This window comes from Brevundimonas sp. (assembly GCF_046299595.1).
Taxonomy (GTDB): domain Bacteria; phylum Pseudomonadota; class Alphaproteobacteria; order Caulobacterales; family Caulobacteraceae; genus Brevundimonas.
This window is the reverse complement of record NZ_JBKBHQ010000001.1, coordinates 975119-988529: the sequence shown is the minus strand read 5'-3', so window position 1 is coordinate 988529 and position 13411 is coordinate 975119. Positions and strand designations below refer to the sequence as shown.

Below are 13411 nucleotides of genomic sequence, written 5' to 3'. Positions count from 1 at the left end.
CCGCCCTCAGCCGCGCCGCACCAGCAGCACGCCGCCGATCAGCATGGCCACGCCCAGCACGCGCAGGGGACTGATCGGCTGACGCGGCACGCCCATGGCACCGAAATGATCCAGCACCAGACTGACCAGCATCTGGCCCGCCACCATCAGCACGATGGTGGTGGCCACGCCGAGCTTGGGCACCGCATAGGCCGAGGCGACCACGAACACGGCCCCATAGAGCCCGCCCAGCCACGCATAGGCGGGCAGGGCGCGGGTCGCGGCCATGTCCACGCGCGTCTGGAGCACGGCGGCAAGCATCAGCAGGGCCACGGTGCCGACCGCGAACGAGATCAGGGCCGCATTGACCGCAGAGCCCGTGGCCGAGGCCAGGCGCGCATTGGTCGGCCCTTGCAGGGCGGTCAGGGCGCCGCCGATGATGACGGCGATGAAGGCGAAGGCGGTCGGGTTCATGGCTCCTGACTAGTGCCTCGCGCATCGCCTGAAAAGCGCAGTCTCTTGAACCGCGTCGCGGAGCCCTTTAAGCCAGCATCCCTGTAATGGTCCCAGAGCCTGCGGAGTAACCCATGACCCCCCTGTTCATCGTGCTTGGCTTCGTCGGTGTGATGGCGCTGATCAACTATCTCGAGTTCGGCCGCGTCGACTGATGGGCGCAGGGCTCGCCGAGCGCAGTCATTATCGCATCTTCCTGCGTGACATCGCCGTCGATGTCGCCTGCGGCCTGCACCCGTGGGAGCGCCATCCCGAGCGGCCCAACCGCCTGATCGTCAATGTCGAGATGTTCGCGCCCTGGCCGCTGGGGGCAAGAGACGCTTTCGTCGACTACGACCGGGTGCGCGCCCATGTTCTGGGCTGGGCGGGCCGACCCCACGTCGAGCTGCTCGAAACCCTGCTGGAAGGGCTGGCCGACTTCATCCTGACGGATGAGCAGGTGGCGGGCTGCCGCATTTCCATCTCCAAGCCCGACATCTTTGCCGAGACCGCAGGCGCGGGCGTCGAGCTGACCCGCTGGCGCGAGGGCTGATGCGCCGCGTGCTCGTCACCGGGGCCTCGCGCCGGGTGGGCGCCCATCTGGTGCGCAGCCTCTGCGCGGCGGGCGATGCGGTGGTGTTCAGCTATCGCCGATCCGAAGGCGAGGCCCGCGCGCTGCGCGACGAGATGACCGCGCAGGGTCATCGCTGCGAGGCGATCGCCTGCGACCTTCTCGATGCCGGGGATCGTGACAGCCTGATCGCGCGCGCCGCCGAGGCTTTGGGCGGGCTCGATGCGCTGGTCAACAACGCCTCCCTGTTCGAGTACGACACCCTCGACACCCTGGCCGAAGCGCGCTGGCAGGTCCATCTCGACACCAATCTGAAGGCCCCGCTGTTCCTGACCCGCGACTTTGCCCGCCATGTGCGCGCCGAGAATATTGACAAAGCCTCTGCCCTGGCGCCGGGCCGGGCGGTGGTCGTCAATCTGCTGGATCACAAGGTCACCAGCCCCAATCCAGACTATTTCAGCTATACGGCCGGAAAGATGGGACTGGCAGGCATGATTGCGCCGCTGGCCATGGCCTGTGCGCCCCAGGTGCGGGTCTGTGCCATTGCGCCGGGCGTGACCCTGCCCAGCGGGCCGCAGTCCGAGAGCGATTTCCACAAGGCCGCCGCCGCCACGCCGCTGGGCATCACCAGCAGTCTGGACGACGTGGCGCGCGCCCTGCGCTTTGCGCTCGACACCCCTTCGTTCTGCGGACAGATTCTGGTGGTGGACGGCGGCGAGGCCCTGGTGCGCCGCCCGCGGGACGTCGCCTTCGATGAGCTTTAGCCCCAACGTGCTGCGCGATCTCAAGACCCTGACCCTGCCGTGGTCGACCAAGCTGTTCGTGCTGCTGGTGCTGCTGGTCTCGGCGGGTATGAACATCGCCCTGTTCGTCATGGGGGTCATGAACGGTCGCAGCGATCTGCTGACCGCCACGATCCAGATGTTCGGCGTGCTCCTGCCCATCATCCTGCTGGTGGCCGTGCTGGCGCGCGCCGAGAGCGGGGTGGCAGGCCTGCGCCGGCGCACGGAAATCCTTTACCTGAGCGTGATCCCGTCCGTTCTGGCGCGCATCTGTGAATCCCCCCAGCCCCTCTATGCGCCAGAGCCGCGCAGGCGCCCGCCGCAGCCCGCCGCCAGCGCGCCGGTGTTCACCAACGCCGTGCACGGCGAGTGCCACGCCGACTTCGTGGTGCTGGTGCCTTGCGCGGGCGTGTGGAAGGCCGTGGTGTTCCGTCTCGAGGTCAATGTGGGGCGCATCAACTTCAACCTGTGTGTGCCGCGCCACCTCGTCACCCCCGCCCTGAAGCGGCCTGCCGCTCTGGCGCGCCGCTTTGCCCATACGCTCGAGGGCGCAGGCGCAGGCAGGCCGGACGAGGGGGACGATCGCCTGCACACCGGCTATGCCTTTCTCAAGGAGCCCATCGCGCGCACCATCGACGGGGCGTCTTTCGTGTGCCTGGTCGGCGGCAAGTTCGTCTCGCGCGAGTTCCTGTGGGACAGCGCCGAACAGCTCTATTTCGCCCAGGACCTGATGTTCATGCTGCGCGCGTTTCTGGCCGAGGCGCCCGAGCTGTTTGCCGATGTCGGCGAGGGCACCAGCGGCCCACCTGCGCTCGATCAGGTGCGTGCCGTCCTCAAAGGTGACTTGGGCGCGCTTAGGCAGTAAAGAGCCCGGTTATGGTGCGGATCGAGTTTACCCGGCGGTTTTCCATGGCGCATCGGCTGCTGGCCGATCCGGCGTCCAAATGCGCCACGCCTCACGGTCACAACGAGATCGTGCGCGTCGAGCTGCGCGCGCGCGCGCGCCCTGATCTTGGCGGCTCGAACATGGTCGCGCCCTTCGAGCGGCTGAAGTCGCGCTGGCATCATTTCATCGATCACAGCGTCGATCACGCCCTGCAGCTGCGCCTCGATGATCCGCTGGTCGAGTTCTTCGCACGGCACGAGCCCCAGCGGCTGTCGCGCATCATGACCTTTGCGGGCGATCCGACCACCGAGGCGCTGGCCCTGGCGCTGCACGCCAAGCTGAGCGCCTTCCTGCGCGAGGATGCTCCCGACTTCGTGGTCGAGCGCGTGAGCGTCGAGGAAACGCCCACCAATGCCGTCAGCGTGCACCGCGCCGACATCGAGGCCATGGACGTCGCCTGGCAGGCGGGCGTCTGGGTCGATCGGGCCGACGACACCATCAACGATTTCGGCGTCTCGACGCTGAACCTGCGCCGCCGGGGCTGAGCGTTTGGCGCGTTTCACGGTTTTCGTGCGGGGCCTGCGCGTGGGCGCACGCATCGGCGTGCACGCGGACGAGTATGACCGCACCCAGCCGCTGACCATCGACATCGAGGCCCTGCTGGAAGGCGCCAGTGTCGAGGGTCTGTCCGATACCCTGAACTACGAGCGCGTGGCCGAGGCCGCCCGCCAGATCGCTGCCGAGGGCCATGTGGCGCTGGTCGAGACCTTTGCCCTGCGTCTTGCGCGCGCGTGCCTGGAGCATGGGCCGGTGCTTAAGGTGGTGGTGCGGGTCGAGAAACCCGAGGCGCTCAAGGAGGCCGACGGCGCGGGCTGCGAGGTGCGCCTGGCGCGCAGTTCATGATTCGATGCCGCGCCGCCTGACCATGAGATCGCCCCATTGGCGGGGCTGGATGAAAGATCGCTACACGTCGGAGGAAGCCTGCCCATGATCCGTTTTCCTGATCGGTCCGTGCCGATGGTGTCTGTGGCTGCGGCGTTTTTCGCCCTGGCAGCCTGCGGCGAGCGCGAGGCCGTCAGTCCCGAGCCTGTGGCAGAGGAGCCCGCAAGCGTGATCGAGACCCCTGCCGATGTGGATGCCGCTCTGGTGGGCCGCTGGGCGGTCAGCACCGATATGTGCGAGCGCGCGGGCTGGGAGATTGGTGAACAGCAGATCGTCACGGCGGGTGGCACCAGCTGCGCGCTGGACGGGGCAGGGGCACAGCGCACCGAGACCGGCTGGCTGATAGGCGTGCGTTGCGAGGCCGAGGGCACAAGCTCCACCGAGCCGGTGGTGATCACCGAGGTGCCCGATGCGACCCCGCGCCAGATTCGCGTGCGCGGCGGACTTTTCGCGGGCGAGGTCACCTTGAGAACCTGCGTGCCAGCGGACAGCGCGCCCCAGGCCGAAGACGGCGGGTCCGCATCCGGCGAGTGAGAATCGGCCGAGTGACGAATCGGCGCGCGCCCGGGCGCCTTGCGCGTGTGCGCTCTGGTGAAGCGCGCGGGTGCTGGCTATGGTGCGGGCGGCTGCGCAGCCGGTGCACGCGCGTGAGGACTACGGCCCTTGATGTCGAAACCCGATGAACTGACTTCCGATGCGCGCGAGCCTGCGGGCGAGCGGGTGCAGGAGGCTGCGCCAGAGTCCCTGACCGCCGGGGATGCGCGCAGCGGTGACGCCCCGCCCCTCGATGACGATGCCCTGGCCTTTGATGAGCAGGTGGGCTTCTGCTCGGCTCACAGCCTTTCGGCGCGCCCTGCACAGGCGGCGCGCCATGATGGGGCGCAGCTCGAAGGGGATGCAGCCCTGTTTGCCGGGGATGGCGGGCCGCAGGACGGTGCGCTGGAGGCAATATCCGGTGCCGGTCTCGAAGTCCGGCCCGAGCCGGTATCCGAACCCGTCTCCTTCATGGTCCCGCAAGCGCCGGAGCCGGAAGTTCCCGCGCCTGCTCATCTGATGCCAGAATCGTCTGGCCCGGAATCGCCTGAGTCCGAAGTCCTTGCGCCCGAAAGCGTCCACGCGTCCGCCGCCGCAGCGGTGGTGCAGAACGCTCGCGCCCAAATCGCCGGCAACGATGTTGCCAGCACCCGGGACGCGCCCGCCAGAGCCGAGCCGATCAGATCAGGAAAGGGGCACGACTTGTCCGAGGAATCACGCGGCGAGACCGTTCCGCTGTTCGCCAGCTATGCCCTGGCCATCGGAGCCATTCCGACCCTCGGCGTCGGTCTGGTGCTGGGCCTGATCGTGGCATGGCTGTTCAGGGGCGGTGCCACCCCGTGGCTCCAGACCCATTACACCTATCTGATCCGCACCCTGATCGCAGCGGTGATCGTGGGCCTGGTGGCGGTGATCCTGCTGCTGGTCGGGATCGGAATCTTCATCGCGTTCGTTCTGGCGCTGTGGATGCTGGCGCGCGGCATCCACGGGGCGCTCAGGCTGTCGGCTGGTCAGCCGATCCGCGACCCCAGAAGCTGGCTGTTCTGAAGAAAGGGCCCCTCCATGAGCCACGTCCCCCCCGAGCAGATCGCGGCCACGCCGCCCACTTCGGACAACGAGGGCCGGGCAGGCGCGGCGGTCGTGTGGCTGCTCTATCTGCTGGCCATTCCCAGCGCCAACCTGTTCGCCGTGGTGGGGGTCATTGCCGCCTATGTCCTGCGCGAGGGCAATACGGGCTGGGCACGCACGCACTATGACGCCCAGATCCGCCTGTTCTGGTCGGTGATCGTCTGGTTCATCATCCTGACCGCAGTGATCATCGTCTCGGCGCTGTTCAGCCTGATCCTGATCGGGATTCCGTTCCTGATCGCGGCGGGCGTGGCCATGCTGGTGCTGGCGATCTGGTTCGTGGTCAGAAGCGTCGTGGGCCTTGTGCGGGTGATGGACTCGCGCCCGATGGCGTAAATCCGGGGCCGCTCAGCCGCGCGGGCGGGCCTCGACCTCGAGCATGTTGAAGCGCAGGCCGCCCTCAAGCTCGATCTCGCCTGGGCGCATGCCATCGGGGCACGGCCCCTGATAGACGGACTCCGCCGCCGTGGTGCCCGAGCGGTTCATGCTCTCCATGGCCGCGCCGGTGGTGGTGTAGCGTGTCTCGACCGTATAGCGGCGCTCGAAGTCGCCCTGGGCCACGCTCTCGCTGCTCATGCGCCCGGCGCTGCCGAGATCGCAGACCATGCGGCTGGACCACGCGCCCCCACCCATGTCGCGCATCTCGTGCTGGCTGCAGGCACTGGGCACCATCTGGGCTGCCAGAGCGCCCATGCGGTCTTGGGAGGCGGCATCGACGCACATCAAGGTGGTGGAGATGCGCTCGCCGTCCGAGGTGCTGACCCGCCACAGTCCGGCGCGCAGGCGTGGCCTGTCTGCGGGCAGGACGGGCGCGGCCCCTGCGCTCTCGGCACTTTCCGACACGGCATCAGGCGCCTGCTCGGCCCCGGGCTCCTGTTCCGCGCGCCGCTCACAGCCAGCGGCGAGCACAACCAGACTGATGATGGCAACAGGTCGTACGAAGCTCATGACAGGCCCCCGATGGCGATGGCGGGACCATAGCCCAGCGGCGGAGGTCGCGCATGAAAAAAGGGCCGGGACACTGCGCCCCGGCCCTTTGTCCTGTGGTCCGGCAGGATCGCTCCCGCCCTGATCAGTTCTGGCCCCTGATCAGTTCTGGCCCCTGATCAGTTCTGGCCCCTGATCAGTCCTGCAGGGTGCAGCGCACGCCCGACGGCGCGGCCTGCTCGCAGGTCATGCCCTCGCTCGAGGCGGCGTCCGCGCCGATGAAGGCCACCAGACCGCCGGGACGGTCCGAGCAGCGGTACTCGACCACCTGGCGGCCACGGCTGTCGTTGCCGATCAGGTTGTGGCCCTGATAGCTGCACGACAGACCCACGCGGGTCAGGCGCTCGGTGGCGCTGGCCTGGATGACGGCGGGCGGGGTCAGGGTGCAGCCGCCGCCGATGCGCTGGGCATCCACGCAGTCCCACTGTTCCTGCACGCGACCCTCGGCAAACAGGAACATGAAACCCGAGCCCTCGGCGCAGGCGGCTTCATAGAAGCGGCCACGGTCGTTGGCGCCGGCAAAGCGGCCGTTGCTGACCTCGCAGGTGCGCGGCGCCTCGGCGATCAGGCGCGAGATGTTGCCGGTCACGCGCTCGGGCGTGGTGAACTGGCAGGTGGCACCCTGGGGCAGGTTCTCGAAGCAGTCCACGACCCGCGCGGGCGAGGTGCTGTCGACCGCAGCCTCGATCCAGTAGCCCGTGCGACCGGCGCAGGACACTTCATAGCGCTCGTTGCCATCGACAAGGCTCGACAGCCATACGGCCTGATCGACCTGACAGTCGAGGTTGGCGGCCTGGACATAGCCCTGCACCACGCGGGTGACATCGGTGTTCTGGGGCAGTTCGCAGCGCAGATCGACCTGGGCGGTGCGCTGGGCACGGCTGCCGCCCTGCTGCTCCTGGGGCGCGGCCGCGTTCAGGGCCAGACAGTTGTAGAGGGTCGCGCCGCTGCGCTCGCCGTCGGCAATGACGTAACCGGGACCGGTCTGGCAGGCGACCTCGAAGATCTCGACCTGTTCGTTCTCGCGCTGGGCGACGGGCAGGTCGCGCGTCTGGGGCGTGGGCATATTGGCATAGGAAATCCAGCGGCTGCCCGCGATGCCGCAGGTCACGCTGCGCGAGGCGAGGGCGGCTTCGGCCTTCTGTTGCAGGGCCGCAGCCGAGGGCGGCGGCGCATTGGACGAGCGGGCACCGCGCGTGCGCGACTGGGCATCCACGTCCACCGGATAGAAGGCCACGACCGTCAGGGCCACGACCGCGTGGGTCAGAAGCGTTTTCTTGATCATCGCACGGGTTCCTCGAACTGCATTCTGGTCAGCGACCAAAGTTGACCGATGACAGCGACTTCGCCCGATCAGGGGGTGGGGTCAAGTGCGCGCACGGCATGGATGGCGGCTACCTTAGCACCGAAGTCGGCGGTGTTAAGGCGTGGTTGTGGCTGGACCGGCCCGACAAATCCGGGCATCCTCGGCGCGTTTTCAATGGAGACGCACTTGTCCGAGGTGGATGTGCAGGTCGAAGATGCGCTTGCGGATGAGGCCGGGCCGGGCTCCCCCTCGCACGCGCGGGCGCTGCATTATCCCCTCGCCGGTCGTCTGCCTGCGGACGGCGAGGCCATCGAGGTGGCCGAGGGTGTGCTGTGGGCGCGCCTCGCCATGCCCATGGCGCTCGATCATGTGAACGTGTGGCTGCTGCGCGATGGCGAGGGCTTTGCGGTGGTCGACTGCGGGCTCGACATTGCACCCTCGCGCGACAGCTGGGAGGCGCTGCTGGCAGGGCCGATGCAGGGGCGGCCCCTCACGCGGGTGATCTGCACCCATATGCATCCCGATCACATCGGCCTGGCGGGTTGGCTGTGCGCGCGCTTCCGTGCGCCCCTGCTGATGTCGCGCACCGAATATGTCACGGCGCGGATGCTGCTGGCCGATACCGGTCGCCGCGCCCCTGAGGACGCCGAGCGGTTCTATGTGGCGGCAGGCTATGACGAGGACCAGCTTCAGCGCTTTCGCGAGCGCTACGGCCAGTTCGGCATGGCCGTCGCGCCCATGCCCGACAGCTATCAGCGGCTGGTGGAAGGCGACGTCGTCAGCATCGACGCCAAGTGCTGGCGCGTCGTCATCGGGCAGGGCCACTCGCCTGAACACGTCTGTCTGATCCGCGATGAGGACGGCGTGATGATCGCGGGCGACCAGATCCTGCCGCGCATTTCCTCGAATGTGTCCGTCTGGCCGACCGAGCCTCTGGCCGATCCGCTGGGCGACTGGCTGGCCTCGCTGGCGCGCCTTCGCGGCGAGCTGGACGAGGGGCTGCTGGTGCTGCCCTCCCACGGCGAGCCCTTTCATGGCGTGGCCGCGCGCCTCGATGCCCTGATCCGGGGCCACGATCTGTCGCTGAGGCGGCTGGAGCGGCGGCTGGAGCAGCCGCGCCGCGCAGTGGACGTGTTCGGTGCCCTGTTCGCGCGCACCGTCAGCGGCGGCCTGCTGGCCATGGCCACGGGCGAGGCCATCGCCCATCTGAACCATCTGGAGCGGGCCGGGCGCATCTTGCGCCGGCGCGATCAGAACGGCGTTGACTGGTGGCAGGTGAAAGGTGCATCTGCCCCGCCCTCAGACATGGAGTGAGGCAAGCTCGTGAGCGATGTTGTCCTGAAATCCCTCGATGCGGGCGTCCTTCGCCTGACGCTGAACCGCCCCGAGAAGAAGAACGCCATCACCCAGGCCATGTATCAGGCTCTGGCCGAGGCCATGGAGGAGGCCGCCCTCGACAGCGCGGTGCGCGCGGTCCTGTTCCTGGGTGCCGGTGACAGCTTCTGTGCGGGCAACGACATCGGCGATTTCATCGCCATCGCATCGGGCGGAACCGCACCGGCGGAGATGAGCGTGTTCCGCTTTCTCAAGGCCATGGCCGAGTTCGACAAGCCGGTCGTGGCGGGCGTGCGCGGGCGCGCGGTGGGCATCGGCGTGACCTTGCTGCTGCACTGCGACATGGTGGTGGTGGCCGACGACGCCCTGCTGTCGGTGCCCTTCGTCAATCTGGCGCTGGCGCCCGAGGCGGCTTCCTCGATCCTGCTGTCCGCGGTGATCGGCCATCAGCGTGCCTTCGAGATGTTCGCACTGGGCGAGCCGATCACGGGCGATCATGCCTTTGCCTGGGGGCTGGCCAACCGCGCCGTGGCTTCCGCCGATGTCGAGGCCGAGGCCCAGCGCCTGGCCGGGGCCCTGGCGTCGCGTGCGCCCGGCTCGCTGCGGGCCACCAAGCGCCTGATGCGCGATGCGGCTGCGCTGTGGGCCAAGATGCAGAGCGAGGGCGAGGCCTTTGGTGCCCAGATGCTCAGCGCGGAGGCCATGGAGGCCTTCACGGCCTTTGCCCAGAAGCGCGCGCCTGATTTCTCTCGGAGCTGAGCGACCCGTTCATGAACGCCACCTCCAGCCCCGCGCCGATCCTCATCGGTGTCGAGACCCCCTTTGACGCCCGCGCCATCGATCAGGTGGTGCTCAGGGCCTTCGGGCCGGGGCGCTATGCCAAGACGGCCGAGCGCCTGCGCGAGCGCTCGCGCCCGGTGGCGGGCTTCGTGGCGCGCGAGGGCGGGCGGGTGATCGGCTCGGTGCGTCTGTGGCCCATCACGATTGGCGCGCATCCGGCCCTGTTTCTCGGACCCATCGCGGTCGAGCGCGCCGAGCGAAGCGCAGGCGTCGGGGCCATGCTGGTCGAGGCCTGCCTTGAGTGGTCGCGTGATCAGGGCGTCTGCGGTGTGCTGCTGGTGGGCGATCCGCCCTATTTCTCGCGCTTCGGATTTCGCAGCGTCCACGGCCCGGTCATGCCCGGCCCGGTCGATCCTGCACGGCTGATGTGGTGGGGTGAGGGCGAGGTGCCGTGCGGCCTCGTCAGTGTCCCGAGCCCTGCTGGCCCGGGCGCGTGACGTAGAAGGTGGCCGAGTTGCCCACCGCGCTGGTGGCATTGATCAGCGCCCGGTTCGATCCGGTGATCGCCACGTTCGACGTCGCCGAGATGTGTCCGTTGTTCGTCTGGCTGTTGGTGACGTCCATATAGGCGGGGCAGTCCGCGCAGACATAGCCCGTCACGCTGTTGCCCACAGCCGTCGCGCCCACGGCCACGTCATAGCCGTATGCGCCCTCGAAGCCTGCGATCACATCGACCCCGCCCGAGTTCACCTGGGTGTTGTCGAGGCGCAGATAGATGTCGTTGTTGCCCACCTCGGCGCTGTTGCCCGCGCCGAACGCCGACACCGTGGCCCCGCCATAGTCATAGGCAAAGGCGGTAGCGCCCGCGCGCACATAGGTGTCGTTGTTCTGGTCCGTCGTGACCAGCAGGGCCCCGCCGCGGTTGTACACGCCCACGGCATTGGCCGTGGCGCTCGCGCCCGAATGAAGCTGCCAGCCGTTGGCCACCGAGATGTAGGTAGATGCCTGGGTCCGCTCGCCAGTGGCGCTCTGGCGCACCGTCAGATCCTGATAGGCCACCTCGCCCGTGGCCGTGGTGCTGTTGGCAATGGCGGTCGAGGTAAAGTTGATCGGGGCCGGGGCATACTGGATGTTCACGCCAGTGACGGCCTGGGTCACGGCCGCGCTGCTCTGGTCGATGGTGCTCTCGTTGCGGCCATAGCTGGTGCCCATGGCCGTGACATTGCCGATGGCCGTGGTCGTGACGGAGGCTCCGCCCAGAAACCGGCCCGAAGGTGCGTCGATCTCGGTGGTGGCGCTGACCTCGACATCGCCGATGCTCTGGCTGACGCTGGCGTTCACCTCGCCGTTGTAGGCGGAAATCTGGGCGGTATTGCCGGTGGCCTGGGTGGCCAGCGTCACGGGCCCCTCGAAGGTGCCTGAGCCTTCCAGCCGGGTTTCGGCGCGCACGTCGCCTTCCAGCGCCTGATCGGACTCGACGTCCATGTCCTCGTTGTCAGTGGACGCGAACACGGCATTGCCGCTGGCATTGGTCGAGGTGGTGATCTGATCGTCGCTGCCGACCACATTGAGGCTCTGCCCGGCGATGACATCACCGAGCTGGAGCTGGTTGTTGAGAACGCGGGAGGGGGCTTCCTGGGCGCTGACAGGGCCGCTAGTAGCGACCACGGCGCACATTGCCGTCGCGACGATCGTGCCAGCGCGAAGGATCGGAGCGGGTCTGGGCATTGTTCGTCCCCGTGTTGTTGTAAGCAGGGTAGTAGCCGCCCGTAGCGCCGAAGGTGCCGAGCGGGTCGTTGGCGGCGTCGAGGCACACCTGCGGGCCGGGCGCACCATACAGATTGGCCATCATCTCCAGCACGGCACGCTCGATCAGGGCGCGCACGCCAAGCTGCACCGGCTCGAAGCCGCTGGAGCCTGCCGAGATGTCGAAGACGTTGCCGTTCAGGAAGTCGAACACACCGGCGCTGATCTCGCGCCCGACGATCTGCTTCTGATAGGAAATGACGTCCACCACCTCCATCGAGGTGGTCTGCACCAGGCGCAGGTCCAGCGCGATGTTCATCACGAAGGTGCGCCCGCGGAACACGCCCGAGAAGCCTGCGCCGTCGGCGCGCCCGCCGCCCAGATCGGCACCGGACGAGCGGATGTTGTAGTTCACCTCGGTGATGCCGCCGACGATGTAGAAGTCCGACCCCGGCACCTGACCGGCCAGAATGCGCCGGTAGCCCGGATCGTCGGGCGTCTCGGGATGCACGCCGTCGCCGATCAGGCGGTTGTTGGCGTAGCGCAGCTCCAGCTCGGACACCGAGGTGTCGAATCGCTCGACCACCCGCGCACCTGACTTGCCCAGCGCCGAGATGGCCATGAGCGACGCGCCCTGGGTGATCTGTCGCCCGCCGTCGCTCGATACCGTGCCCGTGTAGTCGCTGATGCGCCCGACCGCGATGCGCGGCGAGGGCAGGTTGTAGCGCCGGGCATAGTCCGCAAGGCAGAACAGGGCCGTGGAGTAGGGCGTCGGGTTCGCCGTCACCGGGGCATTGCCGATGGGCGTGGCATAGAGCCCGCCCGGCCCCGCCGAGGGGCTGGCGCAGGCGCCTAGGGCCAGCACCGCTGCACAGGCGAGGGCGATGGGGCGCGCCAGAGAGCGCCTAGTCGATGTTGACGCTGCCATTGAGCTCTCTTCCGGCGGTGACGTTGCCATTGTTGATCTGGGTGGAGTTGACGATCACGGTGTTCCAGTTGCCCTGGACCACGACATTCAGATTGTTGCCGATGGCGGTGGAGCTGTTGATTCCCCAGCGCCCGCCCGACACGCCCGCGCCGCCCGAAGTGTTGGAATAGGCGCTGGCGCCCGCCTGGATCAGGCCGTTGACCACCAGAAGGTTGCCGTTCTCGTCGCGCATTCCGTAGCGCTGGGGGCTGGCGGTGGTGTAGCGCGCGCCGCCGTAGCCGGCCTGGAACTGGCCCGCCGTGCCAGAGCCGTTCGACTGGGCCATCGCCGGGCCTGCACCCGCCGCAATCAGCGCCGCAGACACCACCCAGAGGGCTCTGCGCGCGGTAAATGCATATATATGGTGTGCCATGACGTCTCAGGCCTCCGGTTGCGCGCGGTCGTTAAGCTTGACGCGCGATAAGCATCGTGGGCCCCAAGGTGAGACAGGGTCGTTAAGAACCGCTTGAGATTCCGCCCTTTCGTCCTCATTTGAGATTTGATGACATCACCTGACCCCGACAACAGGCCAGACAGGCAGGCTGCACGCCCCCAGCTCTCCGATTCCGGGGGCGATCCCAAGGGCAGTCCCAGGGGCAGTCCCAGGGGCGAATCGGGCTACAGCCCGCCGCGCCCGCCGCGCGAACGCATGTTCAATGCACCCGTGGCTTCATTGCTGGTGGCCGCGGCCATACTGGCGTCCTACTGGTTCCAGTCGCGCAGCGCCGATGAGATGGCGCTCATATACAGCTATGGCTTTCGCCCCGCCGATCTGGATCGCGGGGCCTATGGCGGGCTGTTCACCCACGCCCTGCTCCACGGAAACTGGCTGCACGCGGGCATGAATGCGGTCGGTGCCCTGGCCTTTGGTGCGCCCGTCGCGCGGCTGATGACGCGCCCGCCCGCAGGCGTTGCGGGCTTTTTCATCCTGTTCGTGCTGGGCGCGGCCTTTGCGGCGCTCAGCTATGGCCTGCTG

At 68.0% G+C, this 13411-nt stretch carries 18 protein-coding genes (1 of these 18 only partly in view); 12 read left to right on the top strand and 6 right to left on the bottom strand.

Annotated features, from left to right (window positions below):
• Positions 1–6 precede the first annotated feature (6 nt).
• Complete coding sequence (locus tag ACK4E3_RS04975) at positions 7–453, bottom strand: DMT family transporter (protein WP_409697195.1); 447 nt, start codon at positions 451–453, stop codon at positions 7–9.
• A 193-nt stretch (positions 454–646) separates the two neighbouring features.
• Between ACK4E3_RS04975 and ACK4E3_RS04970 the strand changes: the two genes are divergently transcribed.
• The 8 genes from ACK4E3_RS04970 (at position 647) to ACK4E3_RS04935 (ending at position 5650) form a co-directional block, all read left to right on the top strand.
• Entirely contained in the window at positions 647–1024 is a 378-nt protein-coding gene (locus ACK4E3_RS04970) for a dihydroneopterin aldolase (protein WP_409697192.1), read from the top strand.
• Positions 1024–1806, top strand: coding sequence for an SDR family NAD(P)-dependent oxidoreductase (locus ACK4E3_RS04965; protein ID WP_409697189.1), 783 nt, complete (start codon positions 1024–1026; stop codon positions 1804–1806). Before ACK4E3_RS04970 ends, ACK4E3_RS04965 begins: the two co-directional genes overlap by 1 nt.
• Positions 1796–2689: a hypothetical protein gene (locus tag ACK4E3_RS04960; RefSeq protein ID WP_409697186.1), complete on the top strand. Its 894-nt coding sequence runs from the start codon at positions 1796–1798 to the stop codon at positions 2687–2689. Before ACK4E3_RS04965 ends, ACK4E3_RS04960 begins: the two co-directional genes overlap by 11 nt.
• A gap of 11 nt (positions 2690–2700) precedes the next feature.
• Positions 2701–3255, top strand: coding sequence for a 6-pyruvoyl trahydropterin synthase family protein (locus tag ACK4E3_RS04955; protein ID WP_409697183.1), 555 nt, complete (start codon positions 2701–2703; stop codon positions 3253–3255).
• Positions 3256–3259: 4 nt separating this feature from the next.
• A complete protein-coding gene (locus ACK4E3_RS04950; RefSeq protein WP_409697180.1) occupies positions 3260–3613 on the top strand; it encodes a dihydroneopterin aldolase in 354 nt (117 codons plus the stop codon).
• 84 nt (positions 3614–3697) lie between these two features.
• Positions 3698–4186, top strand: coding sequence for a hypothetical protein (locus ACK4E3_RS04945; RefSeq protein WP_409697177.1), 489 nt, complete (start codon positions 3698–3700; stop codon positions 4184–4186).
• A 132-nt stretch (positions 4187–4318) separates the two neighbouring features.
• Positions 4319–5233, top strand: a complete 915-nt coding sequence (locus ACK4E3_RS04940) for a DUF4870 family protein (protein ID WP_409697174.1) — start codon at positions 4319–4321, stop codon at positions 5231–5233.
• Between the two features lie 15 nt (positions 5234–5248).
• A complete protein-coding gene (locus tag ACK4E3_RS04935; RefSeq protein WP_409697171.1) occupies positions 5249–5650 on the top strand; it encodes a hypothetical protein in 402 nt (133 codons plus the stop codon).
• 12 nt (positions 5651–5662) lie between these two features.
• Here the strand turns inward: ACK4E3_RS04935 and ACK4E3_RS04930 are convergent, their stop codons facing one another.
• The gene (locus ACK4E3_RS04930; RefSeq protein WP_409697168.1) at positions 5663–6262 is read right to left on the bottom strand and encodes a DUF3617 domain-containing protein; all 600 of its coding nucleotides are present in this window, start codon (positions 6260–6262) and stop codon (positions 5663–5665) included.
• A gap of 175 nt (positions 6263–6437) precedes the next feature.
• On the bottom strand, positions 6438–7586 hold the full coding sequence (locus ACK4E3_RS04925; RefSeq protein WP_409697165.1) for a hypothetical protein: 1149 nt from the start codon (positions 7584–7586) through the stop codon (positions 6438–6440).
• 216 nt (positions 7587–7802) lie between these two features.
• Here ACK4E3_RS04925 and ACK4E3_RS04920 point away from each other — a divergent pair, with 216 nt between their 5' ends.
• From ACK4E3_RS04920 to ACK4E3_RS04910, 3 genes are read left to right on the top strand one after another with little or no spacing between them, the layout of a single operon-like run.
• A complete protein-coding gene (locus ACK4E3_RS04920; RefSeq protein WP_409701081.1) occupies positions 7803–8921 on the top strand; it encodes an MBL fold metallo-hydrolase in 1119 nt (372 codons plus the stop codon).
• Between the two features lie 9 nt (positions 8922–8930).
• Positions 8931–9701, top strand: coding sequence for an enoyl-CoA hydratase (locus ACK4E3_RS04915; RefSeq protein WP_409697162.1), 771 nt, complete (start codon positions 8931–8933; stop codon positions 9699–9701).
• A gap of 11 nt (positions 9702–9712) precedes the next feature.
• A complete protein-coding gene (locus tag ACK4E3_RS04910) occupies positions 9713–10219 on the top strand; it encodes a GNAT family N-acetyltransferase (RefSeq protein ID WP_409697159.1) in 507 nt (168 codons plus the stop codon).
• Here ACK4E3_RS04910 and hfaD read toward each other — a convergent pair.
• From hfaD to hfaA, 3 genes are read right to left on the bottom strand one after another with little or no spacing between them, the layout of a single operon-like run.
• A complete protein-coding gene (gene hfaD, locus ACK4E3_RS04905) occupies positions 10185–11450 on the bottom strand; it encodes a holdfast anchor protein HfaD (RefSeq protein ID WP_409697156.1) in 1266 nt (421 codons plus the stop codon). The two genes, ACK4E3_RS04910 and hfaD, sit on opposite strands and share 35 nt — an antisense overlap.
• Positions 11377–12396, bottom strand: a complete 1020-nt coding sequence (gene hfaB / locus ACK4E3_RS04900; RefSeq protein WP_409697153.1) for a holdfast anchoring protein HfaB — start codon at positions 12394–12396, stop codon at positions 11377–11379. The genes hfaD and hfaB overlap by 74 nt, the downstream gene beginning before the upstream one ends.
• Positions 12374–12808, bottom strand: a complete 435-nt coding sequence (gene hfaA / locus ACK4E3_RS04895; RefSeq protein ID WP_409697150.1) for a holdfast anchoring protein HfaA — start codon at positions 12806–12808, stop codon at positions 12374–12376. The genes hfaB and hfaA overlap by 23 nt, the downstream gene beginning before the upstream one ends.
• A 129-nt stretch (positions 12809–12937) precedes the next feature.
• Between hfaA and ACK4E3_RS04890 the strand changes: the two genes are divergently transcribed.
• A protein-coding gene (locus ACK4E3_RS04890) for a rhomboid family intramembrane serine protease (protein ID WP_409697147.1) crosses the window boundary here: on the top strand, positions 12938–13411 show its 5' portion. Its footprint extends 315 nt past the window's final position; the window shows 474 of its 789 coding nt (coding positions 1–474); it begins with the start codon at positions 12938–12940; its stop codon lies beyond the right edge, outside the window.